This window comes from Kitasatospora sp. NPDC005856, from assembly GCF_040629945.1.
In the GTDB taxonomy this organism is placed as follows: Bacteria; Actinomycetota; Actinomycetes; order Streptomycetales; family Streptomycetaceae; genus Kitasatospora.
Genome location: NZ_JBEXWT010000038.1, coordinates 1 through 25724, shown reverse-complemented (window position 1 = coordinate 25724; position 25724 = coordinate 1). Strand labels below are relative to the sequence as shown.

The window sequence follows — 25724 nt, the reverse complement described above, 5'->3', positions numbered from 1 at the left end:
GATGACCGAGCTGATTCGCTACACCGCGGCCGAGACCGCGAGCGCCGTCGCCAAGGGTGAGGTGTCGGCCGTCGAGGTCGCGCAGGCGCACCTGGACCGCATCGCCGCGGTCGACGAGAAGGTCAACGCCTTCCTGCACGTCGACACCGAGGGCGCGCTGGCCGCGGCCAAGGCCGTCGACGACAAGCGCGCCAAGGGCGAGGAGCTGGGCCCGCTGGCCGGCGTCCCGCTCGCGCTCAAGGACGTGTTCACCACCAAGGGCATCCCGACCACCTGTGGCTCGAAGATGCTCGAGGGCTGGATCCCGCCGTACGACGCCACGCTGACCAGCCGTCTCAAGGACGCCGGCGTGGTCATCCTCGGCAAGACCAACATGGACGAGTTCGCGATGGGCTCCTCCACCGAGAACTCCGCGTACGGCGTGACCGGCAACCCGTGGGACCTCTCCCGCATCCCCGGCGGCTCCGGCGGCGGTTCGGCCGCCGCGCTGGCCGCCTTCGAGGCCCCGCTGGCGATCGGCACCGACACCGGCGGCTCGATCCGCCAGCCCGGCGCCGTCACCGGCACCGTCGGCGTCAAGCCGACCTACGGCTCGGTGTCCCGCTACGGCCTGGTCGCCTTCTCCAGCAGCCTGGACCAGGGCGGCCCGTGCGCCCGCACCGTGCTGGACGCGGCCCTGCTGCACGAGGCCATCGCCGGGTACGACCCGCTGGACTCCACCTCGATCGACGCGCCCGTCCCGGCCGTGGTCGAGGCCGCGAAGATGCGCGACATCCGCGGCATGCGGATCGGCGTGGTCAAGGAGTTCGCCGGCGAGGGCTACCAGGCCGGCGTGATGCAGCGCTTCAACGAGTCGGTGGAGCTGCTGCGCCAGCTGGGCGCCGAGGTCGTCGAGGTCTCCTGCCCGTCCTTCACCCTGGCGCTGCCGGCGTACTACCTGATCGCGCCGAGCGAGTGCTCCTCCAACCTGGCCCGCTTCGACGCGATGCGCTACGGCCTGCGGGTCGGCGACGACGGCTCGCGCTCGGCCGAGGAGGTCACCGCCCTGACCCGTGAGGCCGGCTTCGGCGACGAGGTCAAGCGCCGCATCATCCTGGGCACCTACGCGCTGTCCTCGGGCTACTACGACGCCTACTACGGCTCGGCCCAGAAGGTCCGCACGCTGATCTCGCGCGACTTCGACGCGGCCTTCGCGGGCGTGGACGTCCTGGTCTCGCCGACCACGCCGACCACCGCCTTCCCGATCGGCGAGCGCGCCGACGACCCGATGGCGATGTACCTGGCCGACCTGTGCACGATTCCGTCGAACCTGGCGGGCAACGCGGCCATGTCGCTGCCGGTGGGCCTGGCGCCGGAGGACAATCTCCCGGTCGGCCTCCAGATCATCGCACCCGCGATGGCGGACGACCGCCTGTACCGCGTGGGCGGCGCCGTCGAGGCCGCACTCAACGACAAGTGGGGGCACACCCTGCTGGAGGAGGCACCGGCACTGTGAGCAAGATCGAGAAGGCCAAGGCCCAGTCCGCTTCGCTCAAGGGGTGGAAGCACAGCAAGCCCGGCCTGTGGCTGTCCATCGGCACCAGCGCGTTCGGCGCGATCTCCGTCGCCAAGGACGTCCGCAAGGCCCGCGAGGAGAGCGACACCCTCAAGCTGGTGAACGCCCTGGTCGGCGCGGCCGCGCTGATCACCGGCACGGCCCTGCTGGTGCGGGAGCTGCGTCAGCTGGGCTCCGACGACGTGCTGCTGGGCTGAGCGCCCCGGGCGTGTCCCGCGGGCCCGGTCGCGCACCCGGCAAGGACCCGCGGGACACGCCCCAGCCCGGCCCCGCGCGAGCGGCGGCCGGGCCCGTACCTCCCACAGTCTTTTTGAACGAAGGGACGCTGTGAGCGTCATGAACCTGGTCTCCTACGAGGACGCTCTCGCGTCGTACGACCCGGTGATGGGCCTTGAGGTCCACGTCGAGCTGGGCACCAAGACCAAGATGTTCTGCGGTTGCTCGACCGAGCTGGGTGCCGAGCCGAACAGCCAGACCTGCCCGACCTGCCTGGGCCTGCCGGGCTCGCTGCCGGTGGTCAACGCGGTGGGCGTGGAGTCGGCCGTCAAGATCGGCCTGGCGCTGAACTGCGAGATCGCCGAGTGGTGCCGGTTCGCGCGGAAGAACTACTTCTACCCGGACATGCCCAAGAACTTCCAGACCTCGCAGTACGACGAGCCGATCGCCTTCAACGGCTACCTCGACGTGCAGCTGGAGGACGGTTCGACCTTCCGGGTGGAGATCGAGCGCGCCCACATGGAGGAGGACACCGGCAAGTCCAGCCACGTCGGCGGGGCCACCGGTCGCATCCACGGCGCCACCCACTCGCTGCTCGACTACAACCGGGCCGGCATCCCGCTGATCGAGATCGTCACCAAGCCGATCGTCGGCGCCGGCGAGCGCGCCCCCGAGGTCGCCAAGGCGTACGTCGCCGAGCTGCGCGAGGTGATCCGCTCGCTCGGCGTCTCCGAGGCCCGGATGGACAAGGGCCAGATGCGCTGCGACGTCAACCTGTCGCTGCGCCCGAACGGCACCGAGACCTTCGGCACCCGCTCGGAGACCAAGAACGTCAACTCGCTGCGCAGCGTGGAGCGGGCCGCCCGGTTCGAGATCCAGCGGCACGCCACCGTGCTGACCGACGGCGGCACCATCGTCCAGGAGACCCGCCACTTCCACGAGGACAACGGCAGCACCACCTCGGGCCGGATCAAGGACAACGCCGAGGACTACCGCTACTTCCCCGAGCCGGACCTGGTGCCGGTGGCCCCCTCCCGCGAGTGGGTCGAGGAGCTGCGGGCCGCCCTGCCCGAGCTGCCGCGGGTGCGCCGCGCCCGGCTGCAGGCCGAGTGGGGCCTGTCCGACAAGGACATGCAGTCGGTGCTCAACGCCGGTGCGGTGGGCCCGATCCAGGAGACCATCGCGGCCGGTGCCCCGGCCGACCAGGCCCGCAAGTGGTGGATGGGCGAGCTGGCCCGTCGCGCCAACGAGACCGGCACCGAGCTGAGCGAGCAGCCGATCACCCCGGTGCAGGTCGCCCGGGTCGCCGCGCTGGTCGCCGAGGGCAAGCTCAACGACAAGCTGGCCCGCCAGGTCATCGAGGGCGTGCTGGCCGGCGAGGGCGAGCCGGACGGGATCGTCGAGAAGCGCGGCCTGGCCGTGGTCTCGGACGACTCCGCGCTGGGCGCCGCCGTCGACCAGGCCATCGCCGAGAACGAGGCGATCGCCGCCAAGATCCGCGACGGCAAGGTCCAGGCCGTGGGCGCGCTGGTCGGTGCGGTCATGAAGGCCACCCGTGGCCAGGCCGACGCCGCCCGGGTGAAGGACCTGATCCTGGAGAAGCTGGCTTCCTAAGGCAACTAAGGCATCTAAGGCCCTCTAAGTAAGGCCTAAGGCCCCATCTCACCTATGTATCTGGGTGGGATGGGGCCTTAAACCTTTCTCGGCGCCCGATCTAAGGCATCCCGGCCCCGGAAGATGGGGCACGCTCCCGATGCGGCACCCCCCACTGGCGGAGGAAGCTCTTACTCGTCAGGGAAACAGCGGAGCACGGCGAAGCCCACAGGGGGAACCGGAAATGATCGAGTACCAGACCTTCCAGCAACAGGCCCACGAGCTCGTGGCCCGCGCCGAGCACGAGCGCCTGGTGCGCGAGGCCAAGGAGGCCCGCCGACTGCGGCAGCGCCCGGTGGCCGCCCGCTTCCAGCGGCGCCCCGTGCGTCGGCCCGAATGCTGACGGTGCGGCACCACGACGGTGCCGAAGGAGCTCCGGAGGGGGAGACGCTGCGAGTGAGCGTCTCCCCCTCCGGGCGTTCGGGCACTTTCCCCCGTTCGCCAGGGGAGATAACCCCTCGGCCGGGCCCCACCGGCTATGGCATGCTCGCCTCCATGCAGCAGACATCGGTCAGCCCCGTCTTCGTCGGCCGCGGCAGCGAGATCACCGAGCTGACCGACGCGCTGCGCCGCGCGGGCACCGGAAGCCCGCAGGCCGTGCTGATCGGCGGCGAGGCGGGGGTCGGCAAGACCCGGCTGCTGGAGGAGTTCCTGGAGCGGGCGGCCGCCCGAGGGGCGGTCACCTCGCTCGGCAGCTGTCTGGAGGTCGGCGCCGAGGGCCTGCCGTACGCGCCGCTGGCCGCCGCCCTGCGCAGACTGCACCGCTCGCTGGGTGCCGAGCTGGAGGCCGCCGCGGCCGGCAGCGAGGGGCATCTGGCCCGGCTGCTCTCCGAGTTCGGCGAGGTGGACGGCGAACCCAACGACGAGTACAGCCGGGCCCGGCTGTTCGAGCACACCGCGAGGCTGTTCGAACGGCTCGGCGCGGAGCGTACCCTCGTCCTCGCCGTCGAGGACCTCCACTGGTCCGACCGCTCCACCCGCGAGCTGCTCGCCTTCCTGGTGCGCACCCTGCACCGGTCCCGGGTGCTGCTGGTCGCCACCTACCGCACCGACGACCTGCACCGCCGGCACCCGTTGCGCCCCTTCCTGGCCGAGCTCGAGCGGCTGCGCACCGTCCAGCGGCTGGAGCTGGCCCGGTTCGACCGCCGCGAGGTGGCCGCCCAGCTGGCCGGCATCCTCGGTACCGCCGCCCCCGACCGCCAGCTGGTGGACCGCATCCACCGCCGCTCGGAGGGGAACCCGTTCTTCGTCGAGGAGCTGGCCACCGCCTTCGAGGACGGCTGCGGCGCCGGGCTGACCGACTCGCTGCGGGACATCCTGCTGGTGCGCGTCGAGGGCCTGGACGAGGAGGCCCAGAAGGTGGTGCGGATCGCCGCCGAGGGCGGCTCGCACGTCGAACACGCCCTGCTGGCCGCCGTCCTGGACGACGACGAGGAGGCGCTGATCGAGGCGCTGAGGGCGGCCGTCGGCGCCAACATCCTGCGCCCGGACAGCGAGGGCGAGGGCTACCGCTTCCGCCACGCGCTGGTCCGCGAGGCGGTCTCGGACGACCTGCTGCCCGGCGAACGGCACCGGATCAACCGGAAGTTCGCGCTCGCCGTGGAGGCCGAGCCGCAGCTCGTCCCGGGCGACGCGCTGGCCGCCCGGCTGGCCAACTACTGGTACCACGCGCACGATCCGGCCCGCGCCCTGCCGACGGCCCTGGACGCCGCCCGGGCGGCCCGGCGCCGCAACGCCTTCGCCGAGCAGCTCGGCATGCTGGAGCGGGCCCTGGAGCTGTGGGACCTGGTCTCCGAGGAGGTCCTGGCACACACCCTGCGCCCGTACGACTGGGCCGAGACCTACCCGCCCGGCTCCCGCGACCACAACGCCGCGGACCCGGAGTGCGACCGGATCCAGCTGGAGGACGTGCTGGCCGAGGCGGTGGTCGCGGCCCGGCGCTGCGGCGACCGCGAGCGCGGCCTGAGCCTGGCCAAGCGCGGACTGCGGCTGGTCGACGAGACGCAGCACCCGGTGCGCGCGGCCTGGTTCCGGATCAACCGGGCCCGGATGCTGGGCAGCCTGCGCCGCTCCGGCGACGAGGCGGAGATCGCGCACGCGCTGCGGCTGGTGGAGCAGTTGCCGCCGACCGCGGTCCAGGCCGAGGTGCTCGCGCTCGGCGCCGGGACGGCGATGCTCAAGAAGCCCACCCCCGAGGCGATCGAGCTGGCCGAGCGGGCGATCCGGATCGCCCAGGAGGTGGGCGCGCACTCGGTCGAGGTGCACGCCCGGATGACCCTCGGCGGCCTGCGCTACGACGTGCAGGGCGACGCCGAGGGCGGGCTGGCCGAGCTCGCCGGGGCGGTCGAACGGGCCCGCCGGCTGGGCGTGCCCGACCTGCTGCTGCGCGGCATCAACAACCTGGCCAGCATGCAGCGCGGGCTGGGGCGGCCCGAGGACGCGGTCCGGCTGGCCCGGGAGGGCCTGGAGTTCGCGGACGGCAACGGCCTGCTGCGCAACATCGGCACCATCCTGACCGGCAACCTGGTCGAGGCGCTGACCGACCTCGGGCGGGTCGGGGAGGCCGCCGAGGTGCTCGCCGGCTGGGAGCTGACCAGCCTGAGCGGCACCCACGCCGAGTTCCTGGACCGGATGCGCGGCGAACTCGCCCTGCTCAAGGGGGACCTGGCCACCGCGGCGACCATGCTGGCGCAGGCCCGGGCGGCCAACCGGGTCGGCCAGGTCCAGCACAGCGTGCCGATCAGCCGGCTCGCGGTGCGGCTCGCGGCGCTCGGCGGCCGACCGCTGGAGGCCCGGGCCGAGCTGCTCGCCGCGCTGGAGGAGGAGGGCCGGCTCGGCCACGAGTCCGACGTCTACCCGCTGCTGGCCGAGGCCGCCGGGGTGGAGGCGGACAGCCGGGGCCTGCCGCAGGCCGAGGCGGGCCGGGCGCAGGCGCTGGCCGCGATCGACCGGGCCGCCGCCGGGCTGCGGCCCAGGGCGCCGCTGCACCACGGCTGGGCCCGGCTGCTGGAGGCCGAACTGGCCCGTGCCGAGGGCGCGGACACCGCGCAGGAGTGGGCCGCCGCGGTCGAGGCGCTGCGGCCGACCGGCCTGCCCTACCCGCTGGCGCTCGCCCTGCTGCGGGCCGGCGAGACCGAGGTGCAGGCCGGGCGGCGCGAGGCCGGCGCCGAACTGCTGCGCGAGGCGGCCGAACTGGCGGCCGTCCGGGACGACCGGCTGCTCGGCGGGCAGATCGCCGCGCTGGCCGAGCGGGCCGGGCTGAGCCTCGCCCCGGCCGAGCGGACGGCCACGGTGCCGGCCCCGGCCGCCGGGGACTCCTTCAACCTCACCCCCCGTGAACGGGACGTGCTCCGACTCCTCGCGCGCGGCTGGACCAACCGGCAGATCGCCGAGGAGCTGTACATCTCTCCGAAGACCGCGAGCGTGCACGTCTCCAACATCCTGGGCAAGCTCGCCGTCGGCGGTCGCGGCGAGGCGGCCGCGCTGGCGCACCGGCTGCGGCTGTTCCCGGACGATCTGGCCCCCTCGGGCCGCTGAACAGGCGCCCCACGGACCCGGACCGGCTTCGGCCGGCCCGGGTCCGCCGTGTGTCCGTCCTGGCACCGGTGTTCGGGCGCCGCCGCGTGCTCCCGTGCGCGCCGCGTGAGCCCCCGTCCGCGCGCCGCCGCCAACCGGGCCGATCCGTAGGAATCGGGGGCATTTCCCCACCCTTTCGCCATTACTCTAAGTTGAGTGTGCGTGTCATTGAGTGACGGAATTGGTGTAGGGTCCATTTTGGGAGCATCGGTACGGTGCGGCGACCGGCAGGCCGTCCACCCCCTGGGCCGCCGTCCTGACGGGGCGCCAGGCCATCGCGTACGTCCGAGAGGTGCGCGGCCGGTGGCCCGTGGCCGGGGCGCGAGGCCCCGGGCCGGAGGGGGAGAGGCCTCGTGAGCTCCACCGAAACGGTGCTGCCCGGAACCGGACGGCCGGACGCGCCGCACACCGACACGTCCGCCGTCGACGTGCCCGCGCCCGCCCGCCGGGGCGCGATGTGCCGGCTCAGAACCAGCCGGGCCCTGCCCGGGCTCGTCCTGGGCGGGCTCTGCCTGGCCTACGCCGCGGGCGCCTCCGTCGGCTGGGGATCGCGCCAACTGTCCGTCTTCATGGGCGACTTCGGACTGGCCGCAGCGGCCCTGGCGGCCGCACTGTCCTGTCTGGTGTACGGCTGCACGGTCGGCGGGCACGCCCGCCCGGCCTGGCTGCTGTTCGGCCTCTCCTCGCTCATGGTCGCCTTCGGCAACGGCACCTGGGGCTGGTACGAGCTGGTCGTGCGCACCGCGCTGCCCCGGGACTCGCTCGCCGAGTACGCCTTCCTGCTCTTCGCCCCGCTCGCCATCACCGGCGTCCTGGTGCTCGCCCAACACCCGCGCACGGCGGCCGGCTGGCTCTGCCTGCTGCTCGACGGCTGGCTGATCGCCGGCTCGCTGTTCACCCTCAGCTGGAGCCTGGCGCTCGGCCGGATCGCGGCCGGCGAGGACTGCTCACCGCTGCGCCTGGCCCTCAACCTGGCCTACCCGGTACTGGACATCCTGCTGGTCAGCCTGGTGGTCGGGCTGCGCTTCCGCGGCCGGGACGGCAACCGGGCGGCGGTGCACACGGCGATGGTGGCGCTCGCCGTCACCGTTACCTGCGACGCCCTGTTCACCTCCCCGGAGCTGCGCAGCGGCTACCACTCGGGCGAACTGCTGGACGCCGGCTGGTTCGCCGGCAGCCTGCTGCTGGGCTGGGCGCCGTGGTCGCCGCGCTGGCGCCGTCCGCTGCGCGAGCACCCCTCGGCCGGCGGGCTGCCGCACCGCCGGGTGGCCACCACCTTCAGCGCGCTGACCCCGTACGCGGCCGCCGCGGTCTGCACCGCCGGCATCCTCTACAACGCGCTCGGCGGGCGGGAGTTGGACCGCGTGGTGGCCGCGGCGGCCTGCACCGTCGGACTGGCGCTGATCCTGCGGCAGGGCGTGATGCTCCTGGACAACCTGTCGCTGGCCCAGGAACTCGCCCACAAGGAGGCGCACTTCCGCTCCCTGGTGCAGGGCTCCAGCGACGTCATCATGATCGCCGGCGCCAACGGCGTGCTCTCCTACGTCTCCCCGGCCGCGCTCGGCGTCTACGGGCGGGATCCGGAGGAACTGGTCGGCGGCAACCTGCTGGACCTGGTCCACCCCGAGGACGTCGGCCGGGTGCTCTCCGAGGTCCGCCGCTACCTCGCCAGGGTCCGGCTCACCGCCCACCGCGGCCCCGGCACCGCCGAGCCCTCGGCCCGGGTCGAGTGCCGGATCAGCTCCGGCGCCGGCGAGTGGCTGCACGTCGAGTCCACCGTCAGCAGACACCGCGACGGCCTGCTGCTGAACAGCCGCGACGTCACCGAACGCGTCATGCTCCAGGCCCAGCTGCAGCACAACGCCTTCCACGACCCGCTCACCGACCTGCCCAACCGGGCACTGTTCACCCAGCGGCTGCGGGCCGCCCTCGGCTCCCGCGGCCAGCAGGGCGACGAGACGGGCGCCGGGATCGCGGTGCTCTTCCTCGACCTGGACGGCTTCAAGGCGGTCAACGACACCGCCGGGCACCAGGTCGGCGACGAACTGCTGGTGCAGGCCGCCCGCCGGCTCCAGAGCGCCGTCCGCTGCGGGGACACCGTCGCCCGCTTCGGCGGCGACGAGTTCGCCGCGCTGGTCTGCGGCCCGCTCGGCCGCCTCCAGGTCCAGGAGCTGGCCGAGCGGCTGCGCCTGGCGCTCTCCGAGCCGTACTGGATCGGCGGCGCCGAACTCAGCGTCGCCGCCAGCATCGGCATCGCCTTCGGCACTCCTGAGCGCGGCCCGGCGGCCGACCCCAGAGCCGTCGCCGACGAGCTGATGCGCAACGCCGACCTCGCGATGTACCGGGCCAAGTCCGAGGGCAAGGGCCGGGTGGTGCTCTACACCCCCGCGATGCGGGCCGACCTGGAACGCCGCACCGAACTGGAGGAACGGCTGCGACTGGCCGTCCGGGAGGGCGGCTTCACCCTGCTCCACCAGCCCGTGGTGGACCTGCGCAGCGGTGCGGTGACCGGCGTCGAGGCGCAGGCCCGCTGGCGCTCGGTGGGCGGCCTGCTGCTCACCCCGGCCGAGTTCCTGCGCTCGACCGAGCACGGCGACGCGGCCACCCGGTTCTCCCGCTGGCTGGTCCTGGAGGCGGTCAGCGCGGCCGTCGAGCGGCGCGGCCTGCCGGGCAGGGGCCGGGGCACGCCGGAGTCCGTCCCGGTGGCCGTCCGGCTCTCCGTGGAGCGGCTCTGCTCGCCCGGCCTGTACGAGACGGTGGCCGCGGCGCTGCGGGACAGCGGGCTGCCGGCCGACGAACTGGTGATCGAGGTGGCCCGGATGGGCCCGGACTCGCTCGCCGACGAACTCGGCCGCCGGCTCACCGCCCTGCGCGGGCTGGGCGTCTCCACCTGGCTGGCCGGGTACGGCGCCGGCGGCGGCTCGCTCGGCGCCCTCGCCCGGCTGCCGCTGGACGGGCTCAAGCTGGACCGCACGCTCGTCCAGGACCTCGGGGAGTCCCCGCTCAGCCGCACCCTCGCCGGGCACGCGCTGCGGCTCGGCCGCGACCTCGGGATGGCCACCGCCGCCGAGGGGGTGGACCTGCCCCGCCAGGTCGTCGCGCTGCAGGAGCTGGGCTGCGGTCAGGCCCAGGGCTCGGCCTTCGCCCCGCCGCTCGACGAGCCCCGGCTGCGCCGGGCGCTGGCCCGCCGCGGCTACCCGCTGCCGGCCCCGGCCGACCCGCCGCCCGCCCCCGCGGGCCCGCCCCCGGCCCGCCGCCGCCCGTACCCGCCCGCCGACGACGACACCCGGACGAGTGGCCGGACGAACGGCCGCACGGACGCCGCGCCGGGACGTGGCGCACATCACCACGGCGGCCCTGACCTGCCCGAACACCGTGCCGTTACTGGTCCGTCGGGAGGTCCGCATGGCGAGACGGTCATCCCGCCTGCTTGACACGTCGCCCCGCACGGGAGGAAGGTCGTTGCCATGCGCACCCGAATTCTCGTACTTGGCGGGCGCGTCGGCTGAGTGGGCTCGTACGCCCTGCTCGTGACAGACCGACGCGCCACCCCTCGCATGCCCTTGGGCACGAGGGGTTTTTTGTTGCACTGACGCTGTTCCACCTCCGCAAGACCCCTGGCCTCGGCCGCCCGAACAGGTCCGATTTGTCGGATCGAGCGGGACGATTGAGGCAGAGCCGGCGCTCGCCCCGGACCGGGACCCCACCCTCGCAGCACGGGGCCCGCAGCACCGGGTCGGCAAAACCCGAGAAGAGACAGGCAGATGACCGAGCACGCCGCATCCCCCCGCCGCGGGGACAACCCGGCCGCCAACGCTCCCGCTCCCCAGCACGTCGTCGAGACCATGACCGGCGCCCAGTCGCTCATCCGCTCGCTGGAGGCCGTGGGCGCGGACACCGTCTTCGGCATTCCGGGCGGGGCCATCCTTCCCGCGTACGACCCCCTGATGGACTCCGTCAAGGTGCGCCACATCCTGGTCCGGCACGAGCAGGGCGCCGGTCACGCCGCCACCGGTTACGCCCAGGCCACCGGACGGGTCGGGGTCTGCATGGCGACCTCCGGCCCGGGTGCGACCAACCTGGTCACCCCGATCGCCGACGCGTACATGGACTCGGTGCCGGTCGTCGCGATCACCGGCCAGGTCTCCTCCAAGGCGATCGGCACCGACGCCTTCCAGGAGGCGGACATCTGCGGCATCACGATGCCGATCACCAAGCACAACTACCTGGTCACCGACCCGGCCGAGATCCCCCGGGTGATCGCCGAGGCCTTCCACATCGCCGCCACCGGCCGCCCCGGCCCGGTCCTGGTCGACATCGCCAAGGACGCGCTCCAGGCGACCACCACCTTCCGCTGGCCGGTCGAGACCGCCCTGCCCGGCTACCGCCCGGTGACCAAGCCGCACGCCAAGCAGATCCGCGAGGCCGCGAAGATGCTGGTCGGCGCCAAGCGCCCGGTGCTGTACGTCGGCGGCGGCGTGATCAAGGCGCGGGCCACCGCCGAGCTGCGGATCCTCGCCGAGCTGACCGGTGCCCCGGTGGTCACCACCCTGATGGCGCTCGGCGCCTTCCCGGACAGCCACCCCCAGCACCTGGGCATGCCCGGCATGCACGGCTCCGTCCCGGCGGTCACCGCGCTCCAGAAGTCGGACCTGCTGTTCACCCTCGGCGCCCGCTTCGACGACCGCGTCACCGGCAAGCTCGACGGCTTCGCCCCCAACGCCAAGGTCGTCCACGCCGACATCGACCCGGCCGAGATCGGCAAGAACCGCCCGGCGGACGTGCCGATCGTCGGCGACGCCCGCGAGGTGCTCGCCGACCTGATCGTCGCCGTCCAGGCCGAGTTCGACGCCGGCCACAAGGGCGACTACACCGAGTGGTGGGAGCGGCTCGACGAGTGGAAGAAGACCTACCCGCTCGGCTACGAGCCGGCCCCGAACGGGCAGCTCTCCCCGCAGCAGGTCATCGAGCGGATCGGCCGGATGGTCGGCCCCGACGCGATCTACGCCGCGGGCGTGGGCCAGCACCAGATGTGGAGCTCGCAGTTCATCCGCTTCGAGAAGCCGGGCACCTGGCTCAACTCGGGCGGCGCCGGGACGATGGGCTACGCCGTCCCCGCGGCGATGGGCGCCAAGGCCGGCCGTCCGGAGAGCGCGGTCTGGGCCATCGACGGCGACGGCTGCTTCCAGATGACCAACCAGGAGCTGGTCACCTGCGCCCTGAACGACATCCCGATCAAGGTCGCGGTCATCAACAACGGCTCGCTGGGCATGGTCCGGCAGTGGCAGACGCTGTTCTACAACCAGCGCTACTCCAACACGGTGCTGCACTCCGGCCCCGGCCACGACGGCATCGAGCCGCCGGCCCAGGGCACCCGCATCCCCGACTTCGTCATGCTGTCCGAGGCGATGGGCTGCGTCGGTCTGCGCTGCGAGCGCCCCGAGGACCTCGACGCGGTCATCAAGCAGGCGATGGAGATCAACGACCGCCCGGTGGTCATCGACTTCATCGTCCACCAGGACGCCATGGTCTGGCCGATGGTCGCGGCCGGCACCAGCAACGACGAGATCCAGTTCGCCAAGGGCGTGCGCCCCGACTTCGGCGACGACCTCGACTGACCCCCCTTCCGGAAACGACTGTGGAACGACTGAGGAACCCCATGTCCAAGCACACCCTCTCCGTCCTGGTCGAGAACAAGCCCGGCGTGCTCGCCCGCATCGCCGCCCTGTTCTCCCGGCGGGGCTTCAACATCGACTCCCTCGCCGTCGGCTCGACCGAGCATCCGGACGTGTCCCGGATGACGATCGTGGTCAACGTCGAGGACCTCCCGCTGGAACAGGTCACCAAGCAGCTCAACAAGCTCGTGAACGTGATAAAGATCGTCGAACTCGACCAGTCCGCTGCGATCCAGCGGGAACTGGTCCTGGTGAAGGTCCGCGCCGACAACGAGACCCGGTCGCAGATCGTCGAGATCGTCCAGCTCTTCCGTGCCAAGACCGTCGACGTGTCGCCCGAAGCGGTGACCATCGAGGCCACCGGCAGTTCGGACAAGCTGGAGGCCATGCTCCGGATGCTGGAGCCTTACGGCATCAAGGAGTTGGTCCAGTCCGGCCTGGTCGCCATCGGCCGCGGCGCGCGCTCCATCACGGACCGCTCGCTGCGCGCCCTCGACCGCAGCGCGTAACCCGCGCTGTCTCACCTTTCGAAGCGAAGACCCACACCCCCGCCGGTACCGCATACGGTGAATACCGCGTACCCGGCAACCATCACGCAAGGAGATGTGCCCCCGTGGCCGAGCTGTTCTACGAAGACGACGCCGACCTGTCCATCATCCAGGGCCGCAAGGTCGCGGTCATCGGCTACGGCAGCCAGGGCCACGCCCACGCGCTGTCGCTGCGCGACTCCGGTGCCGACGTCCGGGTCGGCCTGAAGCCGGAGTCCACCTCCCGTGCCAAGGCGGAGGAGGCCGGCCTGCGCGTCGTCACCCCGGCCGAGGCGGCGGCCGAGGCCGACGTCATCATGATCCTCGTCCCGGACCCGATCCAGGCCGACGTCTACGAGGCCGACATCGCCCCGCACCTGAAGGCCGGTGACGCCCTGTTCTTCGGCCACGGCCTGAACATCCGCTACGGCTTCATCAAGCCCCCGGCGGACGTCGACGTCTGCATGGTCGCCCCGAAGGGCCCGGGCCACCTGGTCCGCCGCCAGTACGAGGAGGGCCGCGGCGTCCCCGCGATCGTCGCGGTCGAGCAGGATGCCTCGGGCAACGCCTTCGCCCTGGCGCTGTCGTACGCCAAGGGCCTGGGCGCCACCAAGGCCGGCGTCATCAAGACCACCTTCACCGAGGAGACCGAGACCGACCTGTTCGGTGAGCAGGCCGTCCTCTGCGGTGGCACCGCCGCCCTGGTGAAGGCCGGGTTCGAGACCCTGGTCGAGGCCGGCTACCAGCCGGAGATCGCCTACTTCGAGTGCCTGCACGAGCTGAAGCTCATCGTCGACCTGATGTACGAGGGCGGCCTGGAGAAGATGCGCTGGTCGGTCTCCGAGACCGCCGAGTGGGGCGACTACGTCACCGGCCCGCGGATCATCACCGCCGACACCAAGGCCGCGATGAAGCAGGTCCTCGCCGAGATCCAGGACGGCACCTTCGCCAAGACCTGGATCGCCGAGTACAAGGCGGGTCTGCCCAAGTACAACGAGTACAAGAAGGCCGACGAGGACCACCTGCTGGAGACCACCGGCAAGAAGCTGCGTTCGCTGATGAGCTGGGTCAACGAGAAGGCCTGACCCCCTTCCGGGCCGGTACCCGCTCCGCCGCCGGCTCCGATTCCGCAACTCCCTTGTACAAGTAGGCTGCTCTCGTCCGGGTGATTTCGCCGGACGGGAGCAGCCCGCTATCCAGCCCGTCGATACACTCCGAGTGCGCGTCAGGCCCACAGCGTCGTGCGTCTACCTACGCGGCATGCCACCTTCCCCCGCCCTCCACGCCACCTACGTGCCCGGGGGAACCGGACAGTTAAGGACCCACTGTCGTGAGCACTGCGACCACTGTGAAGACCGGCGTCGTTCTGATTGCCGAAGAGCTCTCGCCCGCCACCGTCGACGCCCTCGGCCCCGACTTCGAGATCCGCCACTGCAACGGCGCCGACCGCACCGAGCTGCTCACCGCGATCGCCGACGTGGACGCGATCCTGATCCGCTCCGCCACCAAGGTCGACGCCGAGGCGCTGGCCGCCGCCCGCAAGCTCAAGGTGGTCGCCCGGGCCGGCGTCGGCCTGGACAACGTGGACGTCTCCGCCGCCACCAAGGCCGGCGTGATGGTCGTCAACGCGCCGACCTCCAACATCGTCACCGCCGCCGAGCTCGCCTGCGGCCTGCTGATCTCCGTCGCCCGCAACATCGCGCCGGCCAACGCCGCGCTCAAGCAGGGCGAGTGGAAGCGCAACAAGTACACCGGCGTCGAGCTGAGCGAGAAGACCCTCGGCGTCGTCGGCCTCGGCCGGATCGGCGTGCTGGTCGCCCAGCGGATGTCCGCGTTCGGGATGAAGATCGTCGCGTACGACCCCTACATCCAGGCCGCCCGCGCGGCGCAGATGGGCGTCAAGCTGGTCACCCTGGAGGAGCTGCTGGAGGTCTCGGACTTCATCACCGTCCACCTCCCCAAGACCCCGGAGACCATCGGCCTGATCGGCGACGAGGCGCTGCACAAGGTCAAGCCGACCGTCCGCATCGTGAACGCCGCCCGCGGCGGCATCGTGGACGAGGAGGCGCTGGCCGGCGCCCTGCGCGAGGGCCGGGTGGCCGGCGCGGGCCTGGACGTCTACGCCAAGGAGCCGTGCACCGACTCCCCGCTGTTCGGCTTCGACAACGTGGTCGCCACCCCGCACCTGGGCGCCTCCACCGACGAGGCGCAGGAGAAGGCCGGCATCGCGGTCGCCCGGTCGGTGCGCCTCGCGCTGGCCGGCGAGCTGGTACCGGACGCGGTGAACGTCCAGGGCGGCGTGATCGCCGAGGACGTCCGCCCGGGCCTGCCGCTGGCCGAGAAGCTCGGCCGGATCTTCACCGCGCTGGCCGGCGAGGTGGCCGTCCGCCTCGACGTCGAGGTCCGCGGCGAGATCACCCAGCACGACGTGAAGGTGCTCGAACTGTCCGCGCTGAAGGGCGTGTTCGAGGACGTGGTGGCGGAGACGGTGTCCTACGTCAACGCCCCGCTGTTCGCCCAGGAGCGCGGCGTCGAGGTGCGCCTGACCACCTCCAGCGAGAGCCCCGAGCACCGCAACGTGATCACCGTCCGCGGCACGCTCTCGGGCGGCGAGGAGATCGCCATCTCCGGCACGCTGGCCGGCCCCAAGCTGACCCAGAAGATCGTCGGCGTGGACGCCTTCGACGTGGACGTGGCGCTCACCGACCACATGGCCTTCTTCAAGTACGAGGACCGCCCCGGCGTGGTCGGCGTGCTCGGCCGCCACCTCGGCGACGCGGGCATCAACATCGCCGGCATGCAGGTCGCCCGCGACGGCGGCAGCGCGCTGGCCTCCATCACCGTGGACACCGAGATCCCGCAGGAGGTGCTCTCGGCCATCGCCGCCGAGATCGGCGCCCACTTCGCGCGCTCGGTCGACCTGGGCTGATCCTCCCGGCTCCCGCAGGGCCCGGACCGCCGTTCGAACGGCGGTCCGGGCCCTGCTGCGTCCTCCCGGGTGACAGCCGTCTCAGATACTAGGAAATCCAAGTATTCGTGCAGACACGGCCCGGGCCCGGCCGTACCGTGGAACTGCCATACGGCGTGCCGCCCCTGTAGCCAGGGTGTGCGGCCCGTGTGCGCGTGCGCCTTCACGAGCGGGTGACCCCCGCTCCCGCGCTCCCTCCCCCCTCTTCGCGCTCGCCCTGCGCAGCGCCGTTCCCAAGGAGCCCGGTATGTCGCCGACCGCCGACCGTCACGCCACGTCCGCCCCCGCCGCCACCCCCGTCCGCGCCCCGCGCCGGCGCCGGGCCGCCGAGCGGAACCCCTTCGCGGCCGCCGCCCTGCAGCGGTCGATGGACCGCCGGGACAACGGCGGTGTGACCGGGCACCACTGAGCGGCCGGTGCCGAGCGGGCCGCTGAGCGGTTCCGCCGTCGGGCCGGCGGGTGCCGTCGGTGGCGTTCATCCGCCGAATGGGCCGTACGGGTCGGCGGAACGTCACCCAGTAGAGTGCAACCTCATTCCGTCCGAGGGAAGTTGCTCGTCCCCGTCGGCGCGATCATCCTAATTTGGGACCCTCGGAGGGGTGATCGACGTCCGCGTGGGCGGGCGTCAGCGACACGGAGTGCGGATCAGTCCCCCTGCCGGGGGAGAGGGCCCAGTGCGTCTGCCACCCGTCCGCCGACCCGCCGCCCGGATCGGCCTCACCCTGGCCCTGCTGGCCGGAAGCGCCGTCCTCGCCGCCACCCCGGCGGCCGGCGGCCCACCGACCGAGGGCCCGCCGACGGCCGGACCGCCGTCCGCCGGACCGCCGTCCGCCGGAGCGCCGGGGCCGGGCCGAACGGCGTCCGTCCTGATCGAACTCACCACCGAGACGACCGGCTCCGCCTGGCGGCGCGCCGCCGACGGTGCCCGGCGGGCCCAGCGCCCCCCGGAGGACGTCCGCCGGGAGGCCGCGCGGGCCGGAGCCGCCCAGCGGTCCCGGGCCGGGGGCGCGCTCGACCGGCTCGCCGGGGCCGTCCACCGGGCGGTGCCCGCCGCGCGCGAGCTCTACCGCACCCGCACCCTGCTCACCGGGCTCGCGGTCAGCGCGCCCGCCGACCGGGTGGCCGCGCTGCGGGCGCTGCCGGGCGTCCGGGCCGTCCACCCGATCGTCGCCAAGCGGCGCGACAACGCCCACTCCGTCCCGCTGACCGGCGCCCCGCAGGTCTGGGCCGGCGACCGCGCGGTCGGCACCGGGCAGGGCACGCGGATCGGGATCATCGACAGCGGCATCGACTACACCCACGCCGACTTCGGCGGTCCCGGCACCGAGGAGGCCTTCCGCTCGGTCGAGCGCGGCCGGCCCGCGCCGCCCGCGCTCTTCCCCAACGCCAAGGTGGTCGGCGGCAAGGACCTGGTCGGCGACGACTACGACCCCGACCCGGCCTCCCCGCACCACCAGCCGGTGCCGCACCCCAGCGACAACCCGATCGACTGCGTGCGCAACGGGCACGGCACCCACGTGGCCGGCACCGCGGCCGGGTACGGCGTCACCGCCGACGGCCGCCCGTACACCGGTCCGTACGGGCCCGGGCTGGACCCGGCCGGCTTCCGGATCGGCCCCGGCACCGCCCCCGGCGCCCAGCTGTACGCGATCCGGGTGTTCGGCTGCGACGGCTCCACCGACCGGGTCACCGAGGCGCTCGACCTGGCCGCCGACCCCGACGGGAACGGCGACCTGAGCGACCGCCTGGACGTCGTCAACCTCTCGCTCGGCAGCCACTTCGGCAGCACCGACGACACCGACGCCCTGGCCGTCGACCGGCTCGCCGAACTGGGCACCGTCGTGGTCGCGGCGGCGGGCAACGACGGCGACGTCTACGGCATCGGCGGCAGCCCCGGCACCGCCGCCCGTGCGGTCACCGTCGCCGCCTCGGTGCACGGGCACGCCGACGTGGACGGCATCACCGTGCTCGCCCCGGCCGCGCAGGCCGGGGTCGTCCCGGCGCACTGGAGCGAGCGCTACGAGGGCTGGTCCACCGCAGACGTCAGCGGCGAACTCGCCCTTCCCGCCGACCAGTCGGACGGCTGCACCGAGTTCAGCGAGGCCGACCGGCAGCGGTTGAAGGGCCGGATCGCGCTGCTCGCCTGGCACACCCGGGAGCCCGACCGGGCCTGCAACTCCGGCCCGCGCGCCGACCACGCCGCCGACGCGGGCGCGATCGGCGCGCTGTACGCCGCGGACTCCGACCACCTGGCGGAGATCTCCGGCGACGACCGGATCCCGGCCGCGCTGCTGGCGCGCGCCGACGGCGACCGACTGCGGCAGGCCGCGGCCGCCGGCCCGGTGCGGATCCGGCTCGCCGCGCCCGGCAACCCGCTGCACGGCTCGGTCGCGCAGGACCAGCCGGACCGGGTCGACACCCTGACCGACTTCACCTCCCGCGGCATCGGCGTGCCCGGCGTGGTCAAGCCCGACCTGGCGGCCCCCGGCGAGAGCATCTGGTCCAGCCTGGTCGGCAGCGGCGCCGGGGGCCAGCGCGAGAGCGGCACCTCGATGGCCACCCCGCACGTGGCCGGGCTCGCCGCGCTGGTCCGCGCCGCGCACCCGGACTGGCCGGTCGAACAGGTCAAGGCCGCGCTGATGAACACCACCGTGGACACCTTCCTCGGCGACGACCGCGGCGGGCCGGTCTACGGGCCCGAGCGCACCGGCGCCGGGCGGGTCCGGGTGGACCGGGCGGTCCGCACGCCCGCCGTCGCCTACGCGGCGGGGGAGGGGGCCGTGGAGGGCGTCGTCGGCGTCTCCTTCGGGCCGGTCGAGGTCGGCGGGCCGACGGCGACGACCCGGGAGATCGAGGTGCGCAACACCTCGGACGCGCCGCTGGCCTACCGCACCTCGTACGCGGCCGCCACCCGGCTGCCCGGCGCCTCCTACCGGGTGACGCCGGCCCGGGTGGACGTCCCGGCGGGCGGCACCGCCCGGGTGCGGGTGACGCTGTCCGTACCGGGGGAGCTCGGACGGGAGCCCGACCCGACCATCGACACCGTCCAGGGCGGCCGGGCCCGCGGCTACCGGGGCGAGCTCTCCGGCCGGGTGCTGCTCACACCCGTCGGGGACGACGCCCTGCCGCAGCTGCGGATCCCGGTGCTGGCCGCCCCGCACCCGACCGGCGACCTCACGGCGACGGCCACCGTCCGCACCGCCCGGGACGGCACCCTGATCGCCCTCGGCGGCCGCGCCGCGCCCGGCGAACGACCCGGGCTGGTCAGCGCCTTCGCGCTCGGCGGCGAGGGGATCCGCTGGCCGGACTGCCCGCCCGGCGGCGGTGGCGCGGCCCTCGCACCGGGTGCGGGCCTGCGGCCGAAGGGCACCGGGGAGGAGCCGGACCCGGAGCAGGAGGTCTGCGTCGAGCACCCCGGCGAGCGGGCCGCCGACCTGCGCGCGGCCGGTGCCGCCGTCGACTCCGAACTGCTGTACGTGGGAGTGCAGTCGTGGGCGCCCGCGGCCACCCCGGTGGGGCTGTACGGGGTGCGGGTGGCGCTGGACACCGACGGGGACGGCAGCACCGACGTCGTCCTCAAGGCCGACCGGCTGCGCGGCAGCGACGTGCTGGTCTCCCGCGCCCTGGACGCCCGCACCGGGGCCGAGCTGGACGTCCAGCCGCTCAACGCCCACTGGGGCGACACCGACACCGCCCTGCTCGACAGCGACGTCCTGGTGCTGCCCGTCCGGCTGAGCGCCCTGCCCGGCGTCGCGCCCGGGCACAGCACCGTCCGCTACGGCGTGTGGACCGGCTACGCCGGGGCCGGGACGCCGGACGCGGCCGAGGCCCTCTCCGCCATCGGGCTGGACGGCACCGCCCCGACCGTCCCGCTCGACGTGCTGCGGCCCGCGCTCACCGTACGGGCCGGCCTCACCGGCCCGGCCGCGGTGGTGGTCCCGGCCGGCCCGGGCACCGTCCTCGCCGTGCACCGGCCGCCGGGCGACACCTCGCGGCTCCTGCTGCTGCACCACCTCGACCCGGCCGAGCGGCGGGCCCAGGTGCTCGACCTGCCCTGACGCCCGAACCGCGTACGACCGCCCCCGCGCGCTCCCTCGACGGAGTGACCGCGGGGGCGGTCCTGCCGAGCGGCCCGAGCGGCCCGGGAGGGCCACCAAGGTGCCCGTACGGGGAGGAACCATGGGCGGCGGGCCGTTCCCAGCGAGGTCGACCCGACCTGATCGTCCGCATGGTGGACGGCAGGTGTCAGTACCTGGGACGGCGGAGTAGGGTCCGAGCATGTCTCGCACCATTCGTCTCGCAGTTGTCCCCGGTGACGGCATCGGCCAGGAAGTGGTGGCCGAAGGCCTCAAGGTCCTGGGCGCCGCGCTTCCCGCCGACGTGAAGCTGGAGACCACCGAGTACGACCTCGGCGCCCGGCGCTACCACCGGACCGGGGAGACGCTGCCGGACGACGTGCTGGCGGAGCTGAAGTCGCACGACGCGATCCTGCTGGGTGCCATCGGCGACCCGAGCGTGCCGTCGGGCGTGCTGGAGCGGGGGCTGCTGCTCAAGCTGCGGTTCGCCTTCGACCACCACATCAACCTGCGGCCGGGCCGGCTCTTCCCCGGGGTGCGGTCCCCCCTGGGCGGTCAGCCGGAGATCGACTTCGTGGTCGTCCGCGAGGGCACCGAGGGCCCGTACGTCGGCAACGGCGGCACGCTGCGCACCGGGACGCCGCAGGAGGTGGCCACCGAGGTCAGCCTGAACACCGCGTACGGCATCGAGCGCGTGGTGCGCGACGCCTACCGGCGGGCGCAGGCGCGGCCGCGCAAGAAGCTCACCCTGGTGCACAAGAACAACGTGCTGGTGCACGCCGGGCACCTGTGGACGCGGATCTTCGCCGAGGTCGGCGCGGAGTTCCCCGAGGTCACCACCGACTACCTGCACGTCGACGCGGCGACGATCTTCTTCGTCACCCAGCCGGAGCGCTTCGACGTCATCGTCACCGACAACCTGTTCGGCGACATCCTGACCGACCTGGCCGCCGCCGTCACCGGTGGGATCGGCCTGGCCGCGAGCGGCAACATCAACCCGAGCGGCGAGTTCCCGTCCATGTTCGAGCCGGTGCACGGTTCGGCGCCGGACATCGCCGGCCAGGGCAAGGCCGACCCGACGGCCACCGTGCTGTCGGTCGCGATGCTGCTGGAGCACCTCGGCTTCGCCGCCGAGGCCGCCGTGGTCGAGGCCGCCGTCGCGGCGGACCTGGCCGAGCGCTCGGGCACCCGCAGCACCTCCCAGGTCGGCGACGCGCTCGCCGCCCGAGTATCCGGCTGACGGGCCGGATCCAGGAGCGGAGTTCCGGCTGACGGGCCGGAACCGACAAGGTTTCCGGCCCGGCGGGCCGGACCGCACAAGCGCAGCTCACCGCCCTCGAAAAAGGTCGGACGGCTGTTCGGCACGGCCCTCTGGATGCGAGTATCGACAGTGGGTCGTGCCGTTGTGCGTCCATTCCGGCGAATTTCGCCGAAACGTATCTGCAGCGGTGGCGGCCCGGACCAACCCCACGGTGAAGGAAACAGCCATGAGCACGGCCACCCAGGCGCCCATCACGTTCGACCTCAAGCCCTCCGCCCACCCGCTGTCCGCAGCGGAGCGCGAGGCCCGGCTGGTCAACCCCGGCTTCGGCCGGGTCTTCACCGACCACATGGTCACCATCCGCTGGACCGAGGGCGTGGGCTGGCACGACGCCCAGCTGGCGCCGTACGCGCCGCTGGAGATCGACCCGGCCAACATGACCCTGCACTACGGCCAGGCGATCTTCGAGGGCCTGAAGGCCTACCGCCAGGCCGACGGCTCCATCGCCACCTTCCGCCCTGAGGCCAACGCCGCCCGCTTCCAGGCCTCGGCCCGCCGCCTGGCGATGCCGGAGCTGCCGGTGGAGACGTTCGTCGAGGCCGTCGAGCTGCTCGTGCGCCAGGAGCAGGACTGGGTGCCGAACGAGCCGGAGCAGAGCCTCTACCTGCGTCCGTTCATGTTCGCCACCGAGGTCGGCCTGGGCGTCCGCCCGGCCAACTCCTACCTCTTCATGATCATCGCCTCGCCGGCCGGCGCCTACTTCCAGGGCGGCATCAAGCCGGTCTCGGTCTGGCTGTCCAAGGAGTACGTCCGGGCCGCGCCCGGCGGCACCGGCGCCGCCAAGTGCGCGGGCAACTACGCCGCCTCGCTGGTCGCCCAGGCCCAGGCCGCCGAGAAGGGCTGCGACCAGGTCGTCTGGCTCGACGCCGCCGAGCACCGGTGGATCGAGGAGATGGGCGGCATGAACCTGTACTTCGTCTTCGGCGAGGGCGAGGACGCCAGGATCGTCACCCCGGAGCTGTCCGGCGCCCTGCTGCCCGGCATCACCCGCGACTCGCTGCTCCAGCTGGCCGCCGACCTCGGCTACGCGGTCGAGGAGCGCCGGATCTCCACCGACGAGTGGCAGCAGGGCAACGCCGACGGCACCCTCACCGAGGTCTTCGCCTGCGGCACCGCCGCCGTCATCACCCCGGTCGGCTCGGTGAAGTCCGCCGCCGCCGACTGGACCGTCGGCACCGGCGAGCCCGGCCCGGTCACCATGGAGCTGCGCAAGGCCCTGCTGTCGATCCAGGGCGGCCAGACCCCGGACACCCACGGCTGGCTGCACAAGATCGCCTGATCACGTGGCCCGGGCGCCCCGCGACACCGGGGCGCCCGTGGCCGTGACCTCGAAACGTTCCGCTCGTTGGAATCGGCGAACACAGCGGGAGGGACCGTGACCGCACTGCCGCACGGGTACGCCGAGATGTCGTGCGCCCCGGAACATGACCTCCTCGAAGCCTTCTTGGCGCTTGACACCCCCCCGGGGTTCAAGGCCGAGCTGATCGAGGGGGAGATCGTCGTGGCTCCACCGCCGGACGGTGAACACGAGACGGCGGTCGGTCGGCTCGCTCGGCAGGTCGCGCGCCAGGCGTCCGGGGAGATCGACTTCGCCCCGGGCAAGGGACTGATCGTTCCCTCGGGGCGGTTCATTCCGGACGCCACGTTCGCCGTTTGGGGAGCCATGAGCAAGTGCGGCTCCTGGTCCGAACCGGACGGCGTCCTGATGGTCGCCGAGGTCACCTCCAGCAGGCCGGACAAGGACCGGGTCACGAAGCGCAAGGTCTATGCCGCGGCCGGGATCCCGCTGTTCCTGCTGATCGACCGGGACAAGAACCAGGTCGTCCTGTTCGGCGAACCACGAGACGGTGACTACCTCGCCACCACCGCCGTGCCCATCGGCAGCCCGCTCGACCTGCCCGAGCCCTTCGGCTTCACCCTCGACACCGCCGCCCTCGTCGAGTAGCCGTTTCGCATCCCGAGACGCGCGGGCCGGATCCCGGAAGCTGTGCCAGACTTCGAGCGTGTCCTCGCTTTCGCTGATCATTAGCAGCAGGCGCGCCGGTCCGCAGTGACCGCTTCCGCACGACCCGATGCGGAGCGACCACGAGCGTCCAGACCCGCGCGCAGACCTCTCGCACCCGCGAGGGGTCTTTTTGTTTCTCCCGGACCGGCCGACGGCCCTCACAAGGGGCCCGGGGACACCGGGACCGCGCGCGGGACCATGGACAGTGGAGCCGGGACCAGAAAGTCCGGCAAGCAGTACCTTCCTCCCCGAAACGGAGAACCAGGGGTCATGACCGAGGTCACCCGTACCGACGACAGTTTCCACGTGTTCGACACCACGCTGCGCGACGGAGCACAGCGGGAGGGCATCAACCTGACGGTGGCGGACAAGCTGGCCATCGCCCGGCACCTGGACGAGTTCGGGGTCGGCTTCATCGAGGGAGGCTGGCCCGGGGCCAACCCGCGGGACACCGAGTTCTTCGCCCGCGCCGCCACCGAGCTGGAGCTGGAGCACGCCCGGCTGGTCGCCTTCGGCGCCACCCGCCGGCCCGGTGGCAAGGCGGCGCAGGACCCGCAGCTGGCCGCGCTGGTCGCCTCCGGCGCCCCGGTGGTCACCCTGGTGGCCAAGGCGCACGACCGGCACGTGGAGCTCGCGCTGCGCACCACCCTGGACGAGAACCTGGCGATGGTCCGGGACAGCGTCGAGTTCCTGCGCTCCCAGGGCCGGCGGGTGTTCATCGACTGCGAGCACTTCTTCGACGGCTACAAGGCGAACCCCGGGTACGCGGTGTCGGTGGTCCGCACCGCGCACGAGGCCGGCGCGGACGTCGTGGTGCTCTGCGACACCAACGGCGGGATGCTGCCGGCCGGCGTCCGGGAGATCGTCGCCGAGGTGCTCGCCGCGACGGGCGCCCGGCTCGGCATCCACGCCCAGGACGACACCGGCTGCGCGGTGGCCAACACCCTGGCCGCGGTGGACGCCGGCGCGACCCACGTGCAGTGCACCGCCAACGGCTACGGCGAGCGGGTCGGCAACGCCAACCTGTTCCCGGTGGTCGGCGCGCTGGAGACCAAGTACGACCGCCGGGTGCTGCCCGCGGGCCGGCTGGCCGAGATGACCCGGATCTCGCACGCGATCGCCGAGGTGGTCAACCTGACCCCCTCCACCCACCAGCCGTACGTCGGCTTCTCGGCCTTCGCCCACAAGGCGGGCCTGCACGCCTCCGCGATCAAGGTCGACCCGGACCTGTACCAGCACATCGACCCCGAGCGGGTCGGCAACACCATGCGGATGCTGGTCTCCGACATGGCCGGCAGGGCCTCCGTCGAGCTCAAGGGCAAGGAACTCGGCTACGACCTCTCCAGCGACCGGGACCTGGCCGGCCGGGTGGTGGCCAAGGTGAAGGAGCAGGAGAACCTCGGCTACACCTACGAGTCCGCCGACGCCTCCTTCGAGCTGCTGCTGCGCGACGAGGTGCGCGGCGGCCGGGACCGCTTCTACACGCTGGAGTCCTGGCGGACCATCAGCGAGCAGGGCCCGAAGGGCTTCACGGGCAACGAGGCCACCGTCAAGCTGTGGGCCAAGGGCGAGCGCCGGATCGCCACCGGCGAGGGCAACGGCCCGGTCAACGCCCTGGACCAGGCGCTGCGCGCGGCCCTGGAGGGCATCTACCCGCCGCTGGCCACCTTCGAGCTGGTGGACTACAAGGTCCGCATCCTGGAGGGCCAGCACGGCACCGGCTCCAAGACCCGGGTGCTGATCGAGTCCACCGACGGCGCCGCCACCTGGTCGACGGTGGGGGTGGCCGACAACGTGGTCGCCGCCTCCTGGTTGGCGCTGGAGGACGCGTACACCTACGGCCTGATCCGGGCCGGCCTGGAGCCCACCGAGTAGTCGGTCCGAACACGCCTGTGGCCCGCGGGACTTCGGAGGAAGTCCCGCGGGCCACTGCGGTGTGCGATCACCGCAGTCGGGCCAGCAGGGCGTGTTCGACGAGGGTGATGAGGGCGCTCTTGGCGCTGTCGCGGCGGCGGGCGTCGAGGGTGATGACGGGGGTGTCGGCGCTGAGTTGGAGTGCTTCGCGGACTTCGTCGGGGGTGTGGGGCTGGTGTCCGTCGAAGCCGTTGAGGGCGACGACGAAGGGCAGTCCGCTGTTCTCGAAGTAGTCGAG

The 25724-nt window shown here is 73.1% G+C and carries 16 protein-coding genes and 1 pseudogene; 16 read left to right on the top strand and 1 reads right to left on the bottom strand.

The annotated features are described in order from the left end of the window. Position 1: 1 nt before the first annotated feature. The 16 genes from gatA (at position 2) to cimA (ending at position 25447) form a co-directional block, all read left to right on the top strand. Complete coding sequence (gene gatA, locus ABZ449_RS22815) at positions 2–1495, top strand: Asp-tRNA(Asn)/Glu-tRNA(Gln) amidotransferase subunit GatA (RefSeq protein ID WP_360348733.1); 1494 nt, start codon at positions 2–4, stop codon at positions 1493–1495. Further along, positions 1492–1752 (top strand): hypothetical protein, encoded by a 261-nt coding sequence (locus ABZ449_RS22810; protein WP_360348731.1) that lies wholly within the window; start codon positions 1492–1494, stop codon positions 1750–1752. Before gatA ends, ABZ449_RS22810 begins: the two co-directional genes overlap by 4 nt. A gap of 130 nt (positions 1753–1882) precedes the next feature. Beyond that, complete coding sequence (gene gatB, locus ABZ449_RS22805; RefSeq protein WP_360348728.1) at positions 1883–3385, top strand: Asp-tRNA(Asn)/Glu-tRNA(Gln) amidotransferase subunit GatB; 1503 nt, start codon at positions 1883–1885, stop codon at positions 3383–3385. A gap of 223 nt (positions 3386–3608) precedes the next feature. Then, positions 3609–3767, top strand: coding sequence for a hypothetical protein (locus tag ABZ449_RS22800; protein ID WP_158077676.1), 159 nt, complete (start codon positions 3609–3611; stop codon positions 3765–3767). Positions 3768–3919: 152 nt separating this feature from the next. Further along, entirely contained in the window at positions 3920–6961 is a 3042-nt protein-coding gene (locus ABZ449_RS22795) for an AAA family ATPase (protein ID WP_360348725.1), read from the top strand. 494 nt (positions 6962–7455) lie between these two features. Continuing rightward, entirely contained in the window at positions 7456–10434 is a 2979-nt protein-coding gene (locus ABZ449_RS22790; protein WP_360348872.1) for an EAL domain-containing protein, read from the top strand. Between the two features lie 330 nt (positions 10435–10764). Continuing rightward, complete coding sequence (locus ABZ449_RS22785; protein ID WP_360348723.1) at positions 10765–12618, top strand: acetolactate synthase large subunit; 1854 nt, start codon at positions 10765–10767, stop codon at positions 12616–12618. A 41-nt stretch (positions 12619–12659) separates the two neighbouring features. Then, positions 12660–13184, top strand: a complete 525-nt coding sequence (ilvN, locus tag ABZ449_RS22780) for an acetolactate synthase small subunit (protein ID WP_049657946.1) — start codon at positions 12660–12662, stop codon at positions 13182–13184. A gap of 104 nt (positions 13185–13288) precedes the next feature. Further along, a complete protein-coding gene (ilvC, locus tag ABZ449_RS22775; protein ID WP_360348720.1) occupies positions 13289–14287 on the top strand; it encodes a ketol-acid reductoisomerase in 999 nt (332 codons plus the stop codon). Between the two features lie 245 nt (positions 14288–14532). Further along, complete coding sequence (serA, locus tag ABZ449_RS22770; RefSeq protein WP_360348717.1) at positions 14533–16131, top strand: phosphoglycerate dehydrogenase; 1599 nt, start codon at positions 14533–14535, stop codon at positions 16129–16131. A gap of 286 nt (positions 16132–16417) precedes the next feature. Next, positions 16418–16579, top strand: a complete 162-nt coding sequence (locus ABZ449_RS22765) for a hypothetical protein (RefSeq protein ID WP_360348714.1) — start codon at positions 16418–16420, stop codon at positions 16577–16579. Between the two features lie 265 nt (positions 16580–16844). Next, positions 16845–20228 carry a S8 family serine peptidase gene (locus ABZ449_RS22760; protein WP_360348711.1) on the top strand — a complete coding sequence of 1128 codons (3384 nt, stop codon included), beginning with the start codon at positions 16845–16847 and terminating at the stop codon, positions 20226–20228. A 220-nt stretch (positions 20229–20448) separates the two neighbouring features. Further along, positions 20449–21486, top strand: coding sequence for a 3-isopropylmalate dehydrogenase (locus tag ABZ449_RS22755; protein ID WP_360348708.1), 1038 nt, complete (start codon positions 20449–20451; stop codon positions 21484–21486). Between the two features lie 247 nt (positions 21487–21733). Next, positions 21734–22846 carry a branched-chain amino acid aminotransferase gene (locus ABZ449_RS22750; protein ID WP_360348705.1) on the top strand — a complete coding sequence of 371 codons (1113 nt, stop codon included), beginning with the start codon at positions 21734–21736 and terminating at the stop codon, positions 22844–22846. Positions 22847–22972: 126 nt separating this feature from the next. Further along, on the top strand, positions 22973–23512 hold the full coding sequence (locus ABZ449_RS22745) for a Uma2 family endonuclease (RefSeq protein WP_360348869.1): 540 nt from the start codon (positions 22973–22975) through the stop codon (positions 23510–23512). A 330-nt stretch (positions 23513–23842) separates the two neighbouring features. Next, positions 23843–25447, top strand: coding sequence for a citramalate synthase (cimA, locus tag ABZ449_RS22740; RefSeq protein ID WP_360348702.1), 1605 nt, complete (start codon positions 23843–23845; stop codon positions 25445–25447). 67 nt (positions 25448–25514) lie between these two features. Here cimA and ABZ449_RS22735 read toward each other — a convergent pair. Beyond that, positions 25515–25724: pseudogene (locus ABZ449_RS22735) on the bottom strand (ATP-binding protein); the annotation flags it as partial.

Coding starts and splice junctions, on each gene's coding strand:
- ABZ449_RS22790 (WP_360348872.1), top strand. CDS start 7,456: ATGTGCCGGCTCAGAACCAGCCGGGCCCTGCCCGGGCTCGTCCTGGGC.
- ABZ449_RS22800 (WP_158077676.1), top strand. CDS start 3,609: ATGATCGAGTACCAGACCTTCCAGCAACAGGCCCACGAGCTCGTGGCC.
- ABZ449_RS22745 (WP_360348869.1), top strand. CDS start 22,973: ATGTCGTGCGCCCCGGAACATGACCTCCTCGAAGCCTTCTTGGCGCTT.
- ABZ449_RS22765 (WP_360348714.1), top strand. CDS start 16,418: ATGTCGCCGACCGCCGACCGTCACGCCACGTCCGCCCCCGCCGCCACC.
- cimA (WP_360348702.1), top strand. CDS start 23,843: ATGACCGAGGTCACCCGTACCGACGACAGTTTCCACGTGTTCGACACC.
- ABZ449_RS22785 (WP_360348723.1), top strand. CDS start 10,765: ATGACCGAGCACGCCGCATCCCCCCGCCGCGGGGACAACCCGGCCGCC.
- ABZ449_RS22750 (WP_360348705.1), top strand. CDS start 21,734: ATGAGCACGGCCACCCAGGCGCCCATCACGTTCGACCTCAAGCCCTCC.
- ilvN (WP_049657946.1), top strand. CDS start 12,660: ATGTCCAAGCACACCCTCTCCGTCCTGGTCGAGAACAAGCCCGGCGTG.
- gatA (WP_360348733.1), top strand. CDS start 2: ATGACCGAGCTGATTCGCTACACCGCGGCCGAGACCGCGAGCGCCGTC.
- ABZ449_RS22795 (WP_360348725.1), top strand. CDS start 3,920: ATGCAGCAGACATCGGTCAGCCCCGTCTTCGTCGGCCGCGGCAGCGAG.
- ABZ449_RS22755 (WP_360348708.1), top strand. CDS start 20,449: ATGTCTCGCACCATTCGTCTCGCAGTTGTCCCCGGTGACGGCATCGGC.